Below are 17,955 nucleotides of genomic sequence, written 5' to 3' on the forward strand. Positions count from 1 at the left end.
GGAATATATATGTTAGAAGAAGCTTTAAGAGAGATAAATAGAGGTAGTGCTGAGATTATTGATATAGAGGGAATTGAGAAATTATTGACTAAGTATTTCCAAAGTGGGCAAACATATACAGTAAAAGCTGGTTTTGATCCAACTGCACCTGATTTGCATCTTGGACACACTGTACTTTTACAAAAACTAGCAACATTTCAAAAGTATGGTGGAAGAGTTCAGTTTTTAATAGGCGACTTTACTGCAGCCATTGGCGACCCAACTGGAAAAAGTGCAACTAGAAAAGTATTAAGCAAAGATGATATAACAAAAAATATAAAAAGCTATACAACTCAAGCTTTTAAAATATTAGATGCGAGTAAAACAGATATAGTTTATAACAACGACTGGCTAGAGCCTCTTGGTGCAAAGGAATGTTAGAGTTAGCATCTACACTTACAGTAGCTAGAATGTTAGAACGAGATGACTTTTCAAAAAGATACGCTAGTAATGCTCCCATAGCAGTAAGTGAGTTTATGTATCCACTTCTTCAAGGTTATGATAGTGTACATCTAAAGAGTGATATAGAGATAGGTGGAACAGACCAAAAATTTAATCTTTTAATGGGAAGACAGCTTCAAAAAACTTATGACATAAAAAAACAACAAGCTGTTTTAATGATGCCTATTTTAGAAGGTTTAGACGGCGTACAAAAGATGAGTAAATCTTTAAACAACTACATAGGTGTAACAGATGTACCAAATGATATGTTTGGAAAAGTTCTTAGTATTAGTGATGAACTTATGTGGAGATTTTACGAATTACTAAGCACAAAAACATTAGATGAAATTTCAAATATAAAAGATGGTGTAACTAATGGTTCTTTGCATCCAAAAAAGGTAAAAGAAGATTTGGCGATTGAAATAACTACAAGATTTCACTCAAAAGAAGAAGCATTAGAAGCAAAAGTAGAGTTTGATAGAGTTCATGCCAAAAGTCAAATTCCAACAGATATTGAAAAATTTAGTTGCCAAGGAGAGGTTTGGATAGCAAAAGCCTTAGTAGATTGTAACATTGAGCCATCAACTTCTCAAGCAAGGCGAGATATTAAGCAAGGTGCTGTTAAAATAAACAAAGAAAAAATATCTGACATAAACTTACAACTATCAAGTGGTGATTATATACTGCAAGTTGGAAAAAGAAAGTTTGCAAAATTAAAGGTTATTTAGATGAGTTTTAAGTCATTAAAAATTGGAAAGTATCTTATAGAGAAGCCAATTGTTCAAGGTGGAATGGGCGTTGGCATTAGCTGGGATGGTTTAGCTGGTAATGTTTCAAAAGAGGGTGGACTTGGTGTTGTAAGCTCGGTTGGAACAGGTTACTATGAAGATAAAGCTTATGCTCAAAAATTAGTTTCAAACAGACCGCTGAGTGAGGCAAATTTTTATTCAAAAGAGGGTTTTGATAAGATTATCCAAAATGCACGAAAAATATGTGGAGATAAACCATTAGCTGCTAATATTTTATATGCTATCAATGGTTATGGTGATGTTGTTAGAAATGCTTGTGAATCTGGAATAGACATAATTATCACAGGAGCAGGACTTCCTACAAATATGCCAGAGTTTACAGAGGGTTATCCAGATGTAGCACTTGTGCCTATCGTGTCATCTGCAAAAGCACTTAAAATCATCTGTAAAAGATGGCAAAAAAGATATAACAGACTTCCAGATGCTGTTGTTTTAGAGGGTCCAAAAAGTGGTGGACATCAAGGTTTTACTTATGAGCAATGTAAATTGCCCCAAAATCAGCTAGAAAATCTTGTAGAACCTGTTGTAGAAGAAGCTTCTAAATGGGGAAATATTCCTGTTATTGCTGCTGGTGGTGTTTGGGATAAGAATGACATAGAAGAGATGTTGGCTCTTGGTGCATCTGGTGTTCAAATGGGAACTCGTTTTATAGGAACACATGAATGTGATGCTCATGATAACTTTAAAACGGTACTTTTAAATGCTAAAAAAGATGATATAAAACTTATGGGTTCACCTGTTGGCTATCCTGCTCAAGGCATAGTTACGAACTTAACTCATTTGGTTGAAAAAAGAGAAGGTCCAGCGATAAAGTGTATTTCTAACTGTGTTGCTCCTTGTAACCGTGGAGTAGAAGCAAAAGAAGTTGGTTTTTGTATAGCAGACAGACTTAGTGATGCTTTTATGGGGAATACTGAAACGGGACTATTTTTCTCAGGAACAAATGGTTATAAACTAAATGAAATTATCTCAGTTAAAGAGTTGATGAACAAACTAATACAAGGCGAATAAACACTTAATGTTTCGCTTACTCTCTCTACTTTTACTGGTAGTAATTTCACTTCAAGCGTTAAGCAATAGTGATACTTTAAAACGCGCAAACGGCTTTATGAAAAGTGGCACAAAGTCAAATCAGTTTCGTGCGTATAATGATTATAAAAACCTCTATCTTCGTGCAATAATGAGTGATGATAAAAGGCTTCGTTTAAATGCCCTTAGGGGTATTGTTAAAAGTGGAACAAAGCTACATATAGATATATCTCAGTATTCCCAAGAACTTTCAACTTTAAAACCAAAAACTTCCTACAAAGCTCCAAAATCAAAGAGTATAAGAAAATCTAAAAGATCTAAAAAAATAAAGTTAAAATCAACTCATAAATTAAAGTCTATTAGATGGAGAGATGATAGACTAGTTTTAAGTTTTGATAAGAGGCTAAGGTCTAATCAACTTAACTATTTTACACTTTATGATAAAGCAAAACAAAAATATAGATATGTTTTTGACATACATGCATCTATGCTCATAAAATCACAAAATCTTAGAAGAAATGGTATAAATAGAATAAAAATAGCTCAATACAATCCTAGTACACTTCGTCTTGTGATGGAAAATTCTAAAAAATTAAAAATAAGTTTTAAAAAAGAAAGTAAAAAATTACTAATACGCATAAAAACATCATCTCAAAAAGTAAGTGTTCCAAAAAGAGTAGATAGACAAAAAACAATAGTTATAGATGCTGGACATGGTGGTAAGGACCCTGGGGCAGTTGGGTATAGAAGATATAGAGAAAAAGTAGTAGTTTTTAAAATATCTCAAGAGTTAAAAGGATTTTAACATCTCGTGGTTATAAAGTTTACATGACAAGGAATCGTGATAAGTTTGTAAAGTTAAGTAAAAGAACACAGTATGCAAATAGAAAAAAAGCAGATATTTTTATAAGTATTCACGCTAATGCTGTTGGCAAAAAAAATGCTCATAAAGTTCATGGTATCGAGTGTTATTTTTTATCTCCCTCTAGGTCCTCAAGGGCTGAAAGTATTGCAGCAAAAGAGAATTCAGCAGATTTAAGTGAGATGAATAGATATGGTAAAAACACCTTTTTAAAATTTTTAAATCATCATAAAATTTTAGCTTCTAATAAACTTGCGATAGATTTACAAAGAGGAATGTTGGGTAGTTTGAGAAAGTATAAAGTAAAAGATGGTGGAGTTCGTGAAGGTCCTTTTTGGGTTCTTGTTGGTGCTCAGATGCCAGCTGTTTTAGTAGAAGTTGGTTTTATTACTCATCCAAAAGAAGCTAAACGCTTAGTTGATCCTAAGTATAGAAAAACTATGGCTTTAGGCTTAGCTAATGGAATCGAGAGATATTTTTATAACTCTATAAATTAGACTTCTTCTTTTTTATACTCTAAATCTCCAGCAACTGCTTCTTTGTCATTTATGACTTGTTCTATCTGTTTTTTAACTCTGTCATAACGATACTGCTCTTTAAAACCAATTATTCTTCCACCAGCAGCATTTGGATGTCCTCCACCATTTGACCACTCTTTTGATATTTGAGCAACGCTCACTTTATTGTTTGCTCTAAGGCTCATAGCACCTCTATAGCTAACATCTACTATGAAATCATACTCAGGGTAAGCTAGTAAAAAACCATTTCCAACGATTGAAGTATTTCCAACACCGTAACTCAGATAACCTCTATAACCTTTATAGTAAATAGTTTTCTCGGCTCTAGCATCTCCTAGTAGTTTTACTATAAATTTTGTTGATAAATTATCAAGAGTATCATTTTTATCTTCTTTAAAAAAGTCTTTTTTTATTGAATGAATTTTTTCATCTAATAAGATTGCAGCATTTTCTTCATTTATGTATTTTGTTGCTTCAAGTAGTAGTGATAGTTTATAGTTGTTATCTATCTCTGCGAACATAATTTTGTTTAATTCTCTCGTTTCAGTTACAAGCCTCATGCAAACTTTTCCATACTCAAAATTTTCTACTTCTTCTTGTTTCCATAAATCAACGGCATTTACAACATTTACAAACTTATTCATCCACTCAGGTTCATCAAGGTCGAAGTTTTCTTTTGCATAATCATAAGTTATTTTAGTTGCACATCTTTGAGTATCTAAGAAGTACCATTTGTATTTGTTTGCGCTAGCTTCGCCACTTCCATGATGGTCAAGTAGAGTTATAGTTATATCCATTTTTTTATCATTCATCTTGTAAACTTCACCATTTAACCATCTTGACTCTTCACTTGTTAGATTTAAGTCAGTTATTAAAATAATGGCAGCTTTTTTATCTTTAGTTATATTTTCCAAAATCATTTCTAGTTTTTGTCTTACTTCTGCTCCATAATTTGCATTGTAGTTAAATGTTTTGTAGGGAGTGTATCTCATTACAAGTTGACAGCTGTAACCATCTAAGTCGATGTGAGAGAGATGATGTATTATCTTATTTTTCATTGTTTTCCTTTCTGGCACTAAATGCCGATACCCCCGTGGCTAAAGCCTAAGTGGGGTATATTCCTTTGATTTATGGTTCTATTGAAATTGAGCCCATTACTTCAAATGTTGCACTTGAATCAATCTCTGCGTGAGATAAAGTAACAACATCAAGAGAAAATCTTTCAAATATCTCTGTTATACCACGACGAAGACCTGGGTCTACTATGATAACAACAGGAGAAACTCCTTTTTGTAGTAATTCATGAGCTTTTGTACTAGTAGCTTGAATGAGCTGATTTATCTCCGTTACACTTAGTAAAAGGTTTCTCACTCCATCTTGTTCTTGTGACTTTTCTAGCATCATTTGCTCACTCGCTGTATCAAAAGTAAGGAGTCGTATAACTCCATCTTCCCCAGAGTACATCTGCGTTATAACGCGAGATAATTTTGCTCTTACTTGTTCGGTTATAAAATCTACATTTTTAGTGTATTCAGCTATATCAGCTATGGTTTCTAAGATAGTGAGCATATCTTTAAGAGGAATTTTTTCATGTAAAAGAGATTTTAAGATGCGTTGTACAAGACCAATAGGAGCAACTTTTAATACATCATCAACAATAACAGGAAAATCTATTTTAATTTTATCTATAAGAGTTTGTACTTCTTGGCGAGTTAGTAAATCTTCTGCGTTTCGTTTAACAAGTTCACTCATGTGTGTTGAGATAACAGTCGCAGGGTCAACAACTGTATAACCATTTATGATAGCATCTTCTTTTTGATCAGGTAAAATCCAGATAGCATCTAGACCAAAAGCAGGTTCTTTTGTTGCTTCTCCTTCTATCTCTCCTGTTGCCATTCCACTGTCCATTGCTAAAAACTTTTCTGGTTTTATAGAACCTTCGCCAATAGAGATACCCTTTAAAAGTATCTGATACTGTTCAGGTTCTAGATGCAAGTTATCTCTTATGCGAACTTGAGGCATTAAAAAACCAAAATCAGATGCGATTTTTCTTCTCATAGAACGGATTCGTTCTAGTAAATCTCCACCTTGAGATTTGTCGGCTAATCGTATGAGTTGATAACCAAGAGTAAGTTCTAGCATCTCAACTTTTAGTATATCTTCTAAAGCACTCTCTTCCTCTTTTGCTATCTCTTCATTTGTTTTTTGTGGTTTGGCTTGGGTTCTCTCTTTTTCTTGTTTTTCTTGTTCTTTTGGAGATAAAATATCGGTGTCATCTAAAAATGAAAGCTCACCCTTGTCATATTTGTAAATAGACCAACCAAGAAGGGCAAAAACGCTTCCAACAAAACCCATAGATGCTGTTGGAAGCCCTGGAACTAAAGCAAATAAAATCATGATAAAACCAACAATCATCATGATTTTTGCATTACCCATCATTTGGTTTATAGTACCTTCTGCAAAGTTGTCGCCATCTCCAGAAGAACGAGTAATCATAATACCTGTTGCAGTAGAGATGATAAGAGCAGGAATCTGACCAACTAAACCATCACCAATAGTTAAAAGTGTAAAAGTAGAAGCACTATCGCCAACACTCATACCATGTTGAAAAACACCTATAAGAAATCCACCAATAATGTTGATAAGTGTAATGATAATACCAGCAACTGCGTCACCTTTTACAAACTTAGAAGAACCATCCATCGCTCCATAAAAGTTTGCATCTTGAAGGATTTCTGCACGGCGTTGTTTTGCCTCTGCATCGTCAATAAGCCCAGCACTTAAATCTGCATCTACTGCCATCTGCTTACCTGGCATCGAGTCTAGTGTAAATCTCGCTGCAACTTCTGCAACTCTTGTTGAACCTTTTGTAATAACCATAAAGTTAATTAAAACTAAGATAGAAAAAACTATGATACCAATAACAAAATTACCACCAACAACAAAATCTCCAAAACTTGTAATGATGCTACTGACATTTTCACCACCTTCATGCCCATGACTTAAAATCATTCTTGTTGTTGCAACATTTAGGGAGAGTCTAAATAGGGTTATGATGAGTATGAGAGTTGGAAAAGTTGTAAGGTCTGTTGGTTTTGGAACATATAAAGAGATAAGTAAAACTAAAACAGCGATAGACATAGAAACAGTTAAAAGTACATCTAATACAGCAGATGGAAGAGGAACTATAATAATAGCAAGAATTGCCATTACAAAAATTACAACACTTAAATCTTTTTGTCCAAGTAAAAAGTTTAAAGTTACGCCTAGTTTTTGTTTAAAGGTGCGTTTTCTCGCCATTTTTATTCTATCACATCTTGTAGGGTAAGTTCATCTAAAAAGGTATCTATTTTACCTTGAAGTTTATTTAAAAAAGGCCATATAGAACAGATGCTAGCTTTTTCACTAGGACAATCTTTCTCAGATGGAGAACAGTCAAAAACTGCTGGTGCTTTGCCTTCAACAGCACTCATAATACTTAGCATACTTATATCTTTAGGTTTTTTTAAAAGAGCAAAACCACCGTTTACACCTTTAAAAGATTTTAAGATGCCATTTTTTGCCAAAGCTTGTAAGATTTTTGCTAAAAAACTTTTTGAGATAGATAGTTGATGTGATAAAGTTTCGCTATCCACAGGGGATGAGGTCTTAGATAAAACTATAAGAGATAGTATTGCGTATTCACTTGCACGAGTTATTAACATAATATATACTTTTTTTTATAGGGATTATATCAAAAAAAATTGAATATTGAGTTATGTATAAATTATGACTTTATTTCTACCATTTTCTTTAGCTTCAAAAAGAGCTTTATCTGAAATTTTTATTATCTCTTCTAGCGAGTTAGCCATTCCAAAGTATATACCAATAGAAACTGTGTAAGAGACTATTATTCCATGAGTTTCAATCATATTTGCTTCAAAACATTTTCTTATCTTTTCAAAAAGTATGTTAGTATGCTCTAGGCTGATATCTTCAAGAAGTATACAAAACTCTTCTCCACCAAAACGAGCCATCAAGTCTGACTCTCTAAGGTTCTCATCTAGTATAGTTTTAACTTCTTTTAGGGCGTCATCACCTACATCGTGACCATAAATGTCATTTATATTTTTAAATTTATCTATATCTATTGTTGCAACTGAAAGATTTTTATTTTTTCTTTTAGCTTTTGAAAAAATTGCGTTTCCACTTTGGAAAAAATATCGTCTGTTATACGCACCTGTTAAGTAGTCAGTATTTCCTAACTCTTTTATGCGAGAAAAAAGGTCTAAGAGTTCGAGGTTAGAGTTTACTCTAGTTACTATTTCGCTATGAGTAAAAGGTTTATGTATAAAGTCATTAGCACCAAACTTTAAAAATTTACTTACTATATCTTTAGATTCTAATCCACTTACTGCGATGATACTAACTTGGTCTTTATTGTACTTTTCTCTTATTTTAAAAGTGAGGTCTAGTCCATCTATAATAGGCATATCATAATCAGTTATAACTAGAGTAATATCTTCTCTTTTTTGTAAAATATCAAGTGCTTCTTGACCATCTTTTGCTTCTAAAACATTTAGATTTATTTTTTTTAAACTTTTTTTAATAATATTTCTATATAACTCTACATCATCTACTACTAAAGCAGTTGTATCATAGTTTTTTAAAGTTCTTTGTATCGCAGCTATGGCAAATTTTATACTTGCTTTATCATTTTTAAGTATGACATCTACAACATCTTTTTTTTGTATAGTTTCTAGTAGTCTTTTGTTTAAAGTTCCCGTTAAAACAATAGAAGGGATGTTGTAGGTATTTACCAAATCAACAACCTCACCATCTGGAGCGTCTGGAAGGTTTAAGTCAAGAAGAGCAGCATGAAACTCACCTTTATGCTCTTTTAAAAGTTTTTGTGTATCTTTGTATGACTTACAAAAGAATGGCTCTATCTTTGGGTGTTCATTAAGAACAGATTCTAACATTAGTAAAATTGTCTGACTATCATCAACAATGAGTATTTTTTTCATTAAATATTATAAGTAAGGTAAGCTGAAAAGTAGATAAAATATGACTAAACTACATAAAAGAAAGATAGGAGTATAATGTTTTATGTCCTATAAAGTAATATCAAGAAAATTAATACTAGTTGCTCCTTTATTATTTTTTATTATTGCTTGTATGCGTATATATATAAACCATAATGAAAATAAAAAAAATATTCAAAATTTTATATCTGAGCAGGCGCGATTAATAGACTCTCTTTATATAACACATAGAAACTACTATCAAAATCTTTATATAAATAAAGTTATAAAGTTAGATGAACAAACTTTACAAGGTTTGCCTGCTTACTCTGCAGCTAAAATATCAAAAATTTTTTCTGATAACAACAAACTTCACATAACTATGCAAACAGTTAGTGATAGAGCAAGAAATCCAAAAAATCAAGCAGATAAATATGAACTTCAGGCAATAGATTTTTTTAAAAATAATAAAAATAAAAAAGAATACTTCGCCCGAGAAGATGATTTTTACCAATATGCAACACCACTTAAGATAGAGAAAAAATGTTTGAAATGTCATGGTAAAAAAGAAAATGCTCCTTTATTTATATCAAAAAAATATGACAAAGCCTATAACTATAAAATAGGAGATATTAGAGGAATTTTAAGTATAAAAGTACCAACTTTTTATATAAATAAGATTTTTTCAAAACAATTTTTTGCTTCATTAGTTTATGACTTTTTACTTATAAGTATAGTTTCAATTATAGCTTTTTTACTCATGAAGTTTTTCTCAAAACAACAAGAAAAAATAGAAGAAGAACTTAACGCAAGAACTTCCGAACTTAAGGTGACCGCAAGTAGAGATGCTTTAACAAACTTAGAAAATAGGACAATGTTTAAAGAAAATATTGATAAATTTGATAATCTTGCATTGATTCTTATAAATATAGACAGTTTTTCTCAAATAAATGATTTTTATGGACATGAGTTTGGTGATGCGATTTTAATTGAGTTTAGTAAAAAACTTAAATCTATTTGTGTTGAAGAAGAAAATTGTAAATTATTTAGACTAAGTGGAGATGAGTTTGCTTATCTCGTTATAAACAAACCCGAACATATAGTTGTTCAAAAAGCAAAACTACTATCTAAAGAGATAAATAGACAAACATATGAAACAAAGGGTGAAAGTATTGAGCTAAATACGACAGTTTGTGTTTCTTTAGAGGAAAAAGAACAACTATTAATTACGGCTGATATGGCTCTTAAAACAGCAAGAAAAAATGCAAAAAATATTATTATTTATGATAAAACAATGGCATTAGATAGAGAATATAAAAATAATATGCTTTGGACAAAGAAGATTAAAGAAGCTATTAAAAATGATAAAATTATACTTTTTTACCAGCCAATAATAAATAATAATGATGGCTCAATAAAAAGGTATGAATCCTTAATCAGACTTATAGATGAAGAAGGTAAAGTTATATCTCCATATTTCTTTTTAGAGATATCAAAAAAAGCAAAACTTTACAAACAACTTACAAAAATCGTAATTCAAAAAAGTTTTGAAATGTTTAGAGAAAATGATTTTGAATTCTCAATAAATCTTAGTATTGAAGATATTATGGATAAAGAGATAAACAATTACATCTTAGAAATGCTTGAGATTTATAGCGTATCAAATAGAGTTATATTTGAAATAGTTGAGTCTGAGAGTATTGAAAATTTTAGCGAAATACAAAAATTTATAAAAAGTGTAAAAGCACAAGGATGCAAAATAGCCATAGATGACTTTGGAACAGGTTACTCTAACTTTGAGTATCTAATGCGACTTGAAGCGGACTTTATAAAAATAGATGGCTCTATAATAAAAGAAATATTAGTTGAAAAAAATTCAGAAATCATCGTATCTGTTATTGTTGATTTTGCAAAAAGAGCTGGTGTGAAAGTTATAGCTGAGTATGTTGAGAGTAAAGAAATATTTGATAAAGTAAAAGAACTTGGAGTCGATAAATCTCAAGGTTACTATTTTAGTGAACCTAAACCTAGTTTAAATTAGTTTAGCTATAATCGCACTTCAACTTTTATGCTAATAGTATATTAGTTAGATTATTATACCCATCAGGAGGCTATTATGGCTTTAGATTCGGCTAAAAAACAAGAAATTGTAACAAAATATGGTCGCTCAGAGAGTGACACAGGCTCAAGTGAAGTTCAAATTGCACTTATAACAGAAAGAATTTCTGAACTAACAGAGCATCTTAAAATATTTAAAAAAGATCATGCATCTAGACTAGGACTACTTAAACTAGTTGGACAGCGTCGTCGTTTAATGAAATACTTCAAAAGAAAAGATAAAGTTGCTTATCTTAAGCTTGTAGAAGATTTAGGCATTAGAGATAACATCTAGTCCAAATCACTATCTACTCTAAATCTCTCTCCCGAGAGGTTTTAAACCTTAATTTACATATACAAATTAACAAAATTTCATTTCTTTAAATTAAAATTTAGTTTTTAAATAGTAAGCTATACAATTAATTATTTAATTGGAGGTTTGTTGTGTCTGATAATAACAGCAAAGTAAGTACAGAAGGCTTGACATTTTTAGAAGATGGCGAAGTTTTATATAATGATTTATATCTTTTAAGTGAAACTGATGAAAAGGGAATTGTTGAGTATGCAAGTGACTCTTTTTTAAAAATAGCAAATATGCATGCAGAAGATATGATTGGTCAACCCCACAATGTGGTTCGTCATCCAGATATGCCTCGTGCAGCTTTCAAATCTCTTTGGAACGATGTAGAGTCTAAAGGTTTTTGGACAGGTTATGTTAAAAATGCACGAAAAGGTGGAGGGCATTACTGGGTATATGCAACAGTTCTTCGTTCAGTTGATAAAAATGGTAAAACAAAATATGTCTCTATCCGCGTTAAACCATCTCGTGAAGAAATCAAAAAAGCCGAAGCGCTTTATGCAACTCTAGATTAGAATCCAAAGGAATTTAAAATGGCACTAATGAAAAAAAATACTTCAAACTCATCAGCAGTTGTTTCACATAGTAGTGGCGGTGGCGATAAAAGAAGACAAAGAACTTTGGCAAAACAACAACAAATCTCTGAGAGTATTGCTGGTGTTTCTATGACAATCCTTGAGAATGCACAAGAGAGTGTAAGCGCGATAGAGCAACTTAAGTCTTCTATGGAGCAGATTGCAACGGCTGCTGAAGAAAACAGTGGTGCAAGTGAACAAGCTCTCTCAAATGTAAAAGGTATCAATAGTAATATAAGTAGAATGAATACTACGATAAGTACAGTTATATCTTCTACTCTTTCAACTGGTGAAAATATTATGGCATCTGTTGAAAAGATTAATGATTCTGTTGGGCGAATGGCTACTGCTGTTAAAGTTGCAGAGGAATCATCAACAAAAAGTGAAGAGTTAAAAGTATCTTCACAAAATATTGGAGATGCTGTTGGTTTTATTGCTAAGATTGCAGATCAAACTAATCTTCTTGCCTTAAATGCTGCCATAGAAGCAAGCCGAGCAAAAGAGCATGGAAAGGGCTTTGCAGTTGTTGCTGATGAAACTCGAGCTTTAGCTGGAGAGAGTGAAAAAAATGCTGAGTTTATATCTGAACTTGTTACAAAAATCCAAGGAAGTATAGACCAAATCATCTCTAGTATTGGTGAAACTACAACTACAATTTCTGGTAATGGTGTTAAGGGTAATGCATTAAGTGCTAAAATGGAAGAACTCACTAAGATAGCTGTATATTCGGTTGAAGCGGCTAGAAGTGTAGATACTTATACTCAAAGACTTAGTGATTTTGTTTCTAAGATAAATGATGGTTCTCAAGATATAGCAAATGCATCTAGTGAGATAGCACTTTCAGTTGAAAAAACTTTAAATGGTATAGACATACAGTCAGATGCTCTGGCTCAAACAGAAGATGACATTAAAGAACTATCAAACCTTGCAGAAGAGTTAAAATTTTCAACAGACACGATGAAGTCAGCAGAAGATATAGCTCTCTCAGCAGATACCATAGGTAGTTCTATGGAAGATATCCAAAATGCTCTTGAAGATGTTACAAATGCACTAAATCAAATAGAATCTTCTTCTCATACAACAAACAAAAGTGCTCTTAATAACAAAGAACTTATAGAATCGGGTATAGAAGCAGCGAAAGATATAGATAAACTTATAGAAATAGCAAGAAGAAATTTTGATCTTTTAAAAGTTTCCTTTAATTCTGTTAAAAACACTGTAAGTGAGATTAGAGGAGCTTTTAGTGATTCTATAAGGGAAGGAAATAGTGCAGCAAGTGAACTTAATGTTATCGTAAAAGAAACTAGAAATGTTGATAAAACAGTTGGAAGTATTTCAAACTCCATCGTTCAGTTAAATATGCTTGCAATAAGTGGTTCTATTGAAGCTGCTCGTGCTGGTGACTTTGGTAAAGGTTTTGCAGTTGTAAGTTCAGATATTAGAAACTTAGCAAAAGATTCAGAATCAAATACTGATAAAATAAATGATATCGTAGAGTCTATGAACTCTGAGATTGATATAGTTAGAACAGATTGGAATAATCTTCTAGCATCTCAAGGGAATGAGCAATCACTTATAGATGCTTTAATAAATGACATAGTAAAAATAACTGACATGCTTGTTGATTTATTAGATAGATATACAGGTCTTAAAGCTGTTAATGATCAAAATCTTGAAGGTATGAATCAAGTTGTTATAGGAATAAGTGAAATTCAAAAAGCAGTTGAACTAAGTGCAAGAAATGCTATGGAATCTCGTAAAGCAAGTGAACTTATTATAGAAACCATTTCTCATATAAGTGATGGTGTTGAAGAGTTGGCAGTTATGGCAGATGAGCTTCAACAAGGGTAAAACAGATGATAATCCAAGAGATTTTAATCATTAAAAATGCCTCTGAGAGTTATGGTATCTCTACTGAGTGTATAAATCAAATTTCAAGAGTTCCTTCGGTTACGGCTCTTCCTTTAAAACCAAAAGGTAGTAGAGGACTTTGTGCAGTTGGTGGGAATATTGTGAGTTTACTTGACCTAAACCTTTTACTAGGTATGCCAGAGGTTGATTTAACTAGTGAAGATAGCAGACTTTTGAGTTTAAATGAAGAACTATCATCAAATGCACTTTTAGTAAGTAAGGTTTACAATACTTTAAATATAGATGAATCAAATATAGAATATATAGATAAAGAAGATGACCCTGTTATAGCTATTTATAAACATGAAGATTCTCTAATTCAGATTTTATCTCTTGAGATTTTAATTCAAAGTATATCAAGGGTTGATATAAAATCCAAAGAGATTAAAAACGGTAAGATAAAAGAGATTGAAACTAAAGAAGAAGATGTTAGTAAGTTTTTAATATTTGCGATGTCAAATGAAAAATTTGCTTTAAGTATAGACTATTTAAGAGAGATAATATTAGCAGATTTGAACTTTACAGATATAGCCGGTAGTAGCGAAGATTTACTTGGTCTTATAACTTTAAGAGATGACTTGATTGCTGTTATTGATTTGCGCTCTTATTATGGCTTTTCAAATAAACGAGATGATTCAAATCGTATATTAATTACTTCATATAATGATGAAATAGTAGGTCTTTTAGTTGATGATATTATAGATATAAAAAATATTTTAAATAGCGATATTGAGTATATGAGAGATAGTTTCCAAGATAATAAAATATCTGGTGTAATTCATGATAATGACTCTTTAATATCTTTTTTTGATGAAGATGTTTTAAAGGTTATTTTTTCTAAGAATAGTTCTTATATAGACTCTAAATCTCAAAAAGTTTTGCATAAAAATGATTCTGAAGTAATTCAAGAAGTTATTATATTTAAGCTTCTTGGTAAAGAGTATGCTTTTGATGTAGAACATGTTGCAGAGATAATAGATATAGTTGATTTTACAAAGGTAGCTTATAGTGATGAGAATGTAGATGGTATCATCAATATAAGAGGTCAAATAGTTACAATAGTATCACTCTTTAAAAAGTTAGGAATATCTACAAAAATAGATGAAGATTCAAAAATCATAATATGTGATATAGACGAAAATAAGATAGGCTTTGTCGTAGATAGTATCAGTGATATTTTAGATATAAAAATTGATGAACAAAAAACTCAAGATGATGAATTGTTTGCTCATGTCTTGCATCTAGAAAATGGAAAAAGATTAGTCTTGAGTATGGATATAGAAAAAATTATCACAAGTGGAGCGAAATAGTGGCAAAAAAAGTACTTATAGTTGATGATTCCGCCTTAGTTAGAAAACAATTAACAGAGATTATACAAACACTTGATTTTGAGATAGATGTTGCAAAAAATGGTAAAGAAGCAGTTGACAAAGCAACTTCTCTTCAATACGATGTAATCACTATGGATATAAATATGCCTGTCATGGACGGCGTAGAAGCTGTCAAAAGAATAATGAAGGCTCAACCAACTGCCATACTTATGGTTAGTTCACTGACTTTTAATGATGCTGAAGTTACAATGGATGCACTAGACGCTGGTGCAATTGACTATATAACTAAACCAGGGACTATGAATGTTGGAAAAGTTCAAAATGCTCAAAATATAGTAGATTTAGTAAAATCTCTTAGTAGAATTCCAAAAAGAAGACTTCAAAGAAGAGTTCAAAAAGCACCTCAAAAAGAGAGAAAAGTAGTTACGCAAAAAGTAGAGCAAGTAGGAGATTCAAGAGATATCCAAAAAGTTATTCTTATTGGTTCTTCTACTGGTGGACCTGGGTTGATAGAGCAGATTTGTGCGAGTTTACCTTCTGCTTATAAATATCCAGTTTGTATAGTTCAGCATATGCCAGAACAGTTTACAGAGGCTTTTGCACAAAGACTTAATCGTTCAAGTATGTTAAATGTGCACGAAACAACTAATGGAATGGAGCTACTTCCTGGAAATATTTATGTTGCAAGAGGTGGAGTTCATATGAATTTTGCTAAAAAAACATCTGGAAAAATTGTAATAAAAGAAGATAAAGAAAAAGGTGATAATTTTTTTCAACCAAGCGTAAATGATATGATGAAGAGTTCGCTTAATATTTTTAAGGGAGAAAACCTTATAGGCGTTCTTTTGACAGGTATTGGTGATGATGGTGCAGATGCTATGGTGGAGCTTAAAAAAGCTGGTGCATATACTCTTGGTGAGAGTGAAGAGAGTGCAACAGTTTATGGAATGCCAAAAGTTGCCTTTGATAGAGGTGGTGTTTGTGAACAGTTAAATTTTTCAGATATTTTGAAAAAAATAGTGACATTAAAATAAAAAAATAGGAGATAAAATGGCTTTAATAAAAAAACATGTTAAGCAAGAAGTTGAAGAATTACCAAGATTTAAAACACTTGAAGATGCTATAAGCTATTTTGAATCAGAAAATAACAACGATAATAAAGACTACGCTATTGAAGAGATTGTAAAGTTTGATGGTGGTGGTAAGTATCTTGTTACTAGTATAACAAAAGAAGATCATATTGAAAAAAGTTCTTTAACAAAAATAGCCGCAGTAATCTCAAATATGGACCCTGAAGTTGCACCTATTGAAGATATTATGGATTTACTTAAGCTAAATAATGCTTACATAAGAAACCTAGGTATCTCGATATTAAGAGATTTTGGTAATGCTATTAGGTACTATATAGTTAAATTTCTTATAGGTGATGATAGAGATTTAAGAATCTTTGCTATAAATGTTTTAGGTGATGTTGATTTTGCTGAATCAAGAGATATGCTTGTTGAACTTTTAGAAGATGAACAAGATATAAATGTAGCAATGACTGCAGTTGATTATATGGGTGAAATTGGAGAAGAGCAAGATATAGAACTTCTTGAATCTTTAAAAGCACGATTTGATGGTGAATTTTATGTAGAATTTGCAGTAGATGGTGCAATCAAGATGATTAAGGGGTAGTGATGGCATACCTGTTATCAAAAGAAAACTTTGCAAAAATGAGCGAATATGTTTATAGAAAAAGTGGTATTTTTTTAGAAGAAGATAAGCATTTTGATAAGTTAGCAAAGTATGTAGATGCCAGAGCTGCTGAACTTGAAGTAGATAACTTTAGAAAATATTTTTATAAGCTTCGTTTTGAAGATAAATCTGGCGAAGAGTTTCAAGCACTTATGAATGGTGTAACCGTAAATGAAACATACTTTTTTAGAGAAAAAGATCAGTTTGAAGTTTTGGTAAATAAAATTTTGCCAGAGTTACATGAAAAGTTACCTGCTTCAAAAACTTTAAGGATACTATCTTCTCCATGTTCAACAGGAGAAGAACCATATTCTATGATACTGCATATTGTTGAAGAGGGAACTGTTGTAGAACAAAGAGATATAGAAGTTGTGGGTATAGATATAGACTCAACAGTAATAGAAAAGGCAAAAAAAGCAAAATATACAGACCGTTCAGTTCATGCCATACCAAAGGGTATATTAGCAAAATGGTTTAAGAAAAAAGCTCTTGGTATCAACTAGGAGATGATTTACTAGGAAGTGTTGATTTTCAAGTAGCAAATATATTTGATAAAACACAGATGCGTAATCTTGGTAAATTTGATGTTATTTTTTCCAGAAATATGCTTATCTACTTTGATGACGCATCTAGGAAAGAGGTAGCTATGACATTTTATGACATGCTAAATCCAGGGGGTTATGTTCTTTTAGGACATGCTGAGTATATGAGTCGTATAGTTTCTGTTTTTAAAGCAAAAAAGATTGACTCTACATTGATTTATCAAAAGTAGATTAACTATTTGTTGTGAACTTGAGTGATAATTTAAAGTGAATTTTCACTCAAGTTCAAAATTAATAGAACTAAATAAATTTAAGGAATTATAATATGCCATTAGTAATATTTGTGGATGATAGTGAAACAGCTTTAGCGTCAACTAGAATGGTAACAAACTCAATGCCAATAGAAGTAAAACAATACACCCAAGCACAAACCGCTTTAGCAGAGATTAAAGCTGGTATGACACCTGATTTAATCATTACAGACCTCAATATGCCTGTAATGAATGGTTTTGAATTTTTAGAAGCTTTAAGAAAAGTACCAGCAACTGGCAGAACACCATGTTTGATGTTAACAACAGAAACTAAACCAGAACTAAAACAAAAAGGTAAGGCATTAGGACTTACTGGTTGGATTGTCAAACCATTTAATCCAGCACAGTTAAAACAAGCAATTTCAAGAGTGCTAAGACTAGCGTAATGGTGA

Annotated in this window: 15 protein-coding genes and 2 pseudogenes; 13 read left to right on the forward strand and 4 right to left on the reverse strand. The window is 31.7% G+C overall.

Annotated features, from left to right (window positions below):
- The first annotated feature begins 9 nt into the window (after positions 1–9).
- From tyrS to MOV50_RS13525, 3 genes and pseudogenes are all read left to right on the forward strand, one after another.
- A pseudogene (gene tyrS / locus MOV50_RS10355) lies at positions 10–1,208 on the forward strand (tyrosine--tRNA ligase).
- Positions 1,209–2,300: a nitronate monooxygenase family protein gene (locus MOV50_RS10360; RefSeq protein WP_321777835.1), complete on the forward strand. Its 1,092-nt coding sequence runs from the start codon at positions 1,209–1,211 to the stop codon at positions 2,298–2,300.
- 592 nt (positions 2,301–2,892) lie between these two features.
- Positions 2,893–3,677 (forward strand): annotated as a pseudogene (locus MOV50_RS13525) (N-acetylmuramoyl-L-alanine amidase family protein).
- Here MOV50_RS13525 and MOV50_RS10370 read toward each other — a convergent pair.
- The 4 genes from MOV50_RS10370 to MOV50_RS10385 form a co-directional block, all read right to left on the reverse strand.
- Positions 3,674–4,756, reverse strand: a complete 1,083-nt coding sequence (locus tag MOV50_RS10370) for a phosphoesterase (RefSeq protein WP_321777836.1) — start codon at positions 4,754–4,756, stop codon at positions 3,674–3,676. The pseudogene MOV50_RS13525 and the gene MOV50_RS10370 overlap by 4 nt on opposite strands.
- A 70-nt stretch (positions 4,757–4,826) precedes the next feature.
- Positions 4,827–6,998 carry a flagellar biosynthesis protein FlhA gene (gene flhA / locus MOV50_RS10375; RefSeq protein WP_321777837.1) on the reverse strand — a complete coding sequence of 724 codons (2,172 nt, stop codon included), beginning with the start codon at positions 6,996–6,998 and terminating at the stop codon, positions 4,827–4,829.
- A 2-nt stretch (positions 6,999–7,000) separates the two neighbouring features.
- Positions 7,001–7,402, reverse strand: coding sequence for an Rrf2 family transcriptional regulator (locus MOV50_RS10380; protein ID WP_321777838.1), 402 nt, complete (start codon positions 7,400–7,402; stop codon positions 7,001–7,003).
- A 51-nt stretch (positions 7,403–7,453) separates the two neighbouring features.
- Positions 7,454–8,704 carry a diguanylate cyclase gene (locus MOV50_RS10385; protein ID WP_321777839.1) on the reverse strand — a complete coding sequence of 417 codons (1,251 nt, stop codon included), beginning with the start codon at positions 8,702–8,704 and terminating at the stop codon, positions 7,454–7,456.
- An 82-nt stretch (positions 8,705–8,786) separates the two neighbouring features.
- Between MOV50_RS10385 and MOV50_RS10390 the strand changes: the two genes are divergently transcribed.
- The 10 genes from MOV50_RS10390 (at position 8,787) to MOV50_RS10435 (ending at position 17,949) form a co-directional block, all read left to right on the forward strand.
- Entirely contained in the window at positions 8,787–10,742 is a 1,956-nt protein-coding gene (locus MOV50_RS10390) for an EAL domain-containing protein (RefSeq protein ID WP_321777840.1), read from the forward strand.
- Positions 10,743–10,817: 75 nt separating this feature from the next.
- Positions 10,818–11,093 carry a 30S ribosomal protein S15 gene (gene rpsO / locus MOV50_RS10395; protein WP_321777841.1) on the forward strand — a complete coding sequence of 92 codons (276 nt, stop codon included), beginning with the start codon at positions 10,818–10,820 and terminating at the stop codon, positions 11,091–11,093.
- Between the two features lie 149 nt (positions 11,094–11,242).
- Positions 11,243–11,671, forward strand: coding sequence for a PAS domain-containing protein (locus MOV50_RS10400; protein WP_321777842.1), 429 nt, complete (start codon positions 11,243–11,245; stop codon positions 11,669–11,671).
- Between the two features lie 18 nt (positions 11,672–11,689).
- On the forward strand, positions 11,690–13,582 hold the full coding sequence (locus tag MOV50_RS10405) for a methyl-accepting chemotaxis protein (protein ID WP_321777843.1): 1,893 nt from the start codon (positions 11,690–11,692) through the stop codon (positions 13,580–13,582).
- 5 nt (positions 13,583–13,587) lie between these two features.
- The gene (locus MOV50_RS10410) at positions 13,588–14,952 is read left to right on the forward strand and encodes a chemotaxis protein CheW (RefSeq protein WP_321777844.1); all 1,365 of its coding nucleotides are present in this window, start codon (positions 13,588–13,590) and stop codon (positions 14,950–14,952) included.
- Entirely contained in the window at positions 14,952–16,007 is a 1,056-nt protein-coding gene (cheB, locus tag MOV50_RS10415) for a chemotaxis-specific protein-glutamate methyltransferase CheB (protein WP_321777845.1), read from the forward strand. The genes MOV50_RS10410 and cheB overlap by 1 nt, the downstream gene beginning before the upstream one ends.
- Before the next feature lie 16 nt (positions 16,008–16,023).
- Positions 16,024–16,650: a HEAT repeat domain-containing protein gene (locus MOV50_RS10420; RefSeq protein WP_321777846.1), complete on the forward strand. Its 627-nt coding sequence runs from the start codon at positions 16,024–16,026 to the stop codon at positions 16,648–16,650.
- 2 nt (positions 16,651–16,652) lie between these two features.
- A complete protein-coding gene (locus MOV50_RS10425; protein ID WP_321777847.1) occupies positions 16,653–17,213 on the forward strand; it encodes a CheR family methyltransferase in 561 nt (186 codons plus the stop codon).
- Between the two features lie 41 nt (positions 17,214–17,254).
- Positions 17,255–17,482 carry a CheR family methyltransferase gene (locus tag MOV50_RS10430; RefSeq protein WP_321779662.1) on the forward strand — a complete coding sequence of 76 codons (228 nt, stop codon included), beginning with the start codon at positions 17,255–17,257 and terminating at the stop codon, positions 17,480–17,482.
- A 95-nt stretch (positions 17,483–17,577) separates the two neighbouring features.
- Positions 17,578–17,949, forward strand: coding sequence for a response regulator (locus tag MOV50_RS10435; protein ID WP_321777848.1), 372 nt, complete (start codon positions 17,578–17,580; stop codon positions 17,947–17,949).
- The last annotated feature ends 6 nt before the right edge of the window (positions 17,950–17,955 follow it).

The sequence above is a fragment of the Sulfurimonas sp. genome (assembly GCF_029027585.1).
Classification (GTDB): domain Bacteria; phylum Campylobacterota; class Campylobacteria; order Campylobacterales; family Sulfurimonadaceae; genus Sulfurimonas.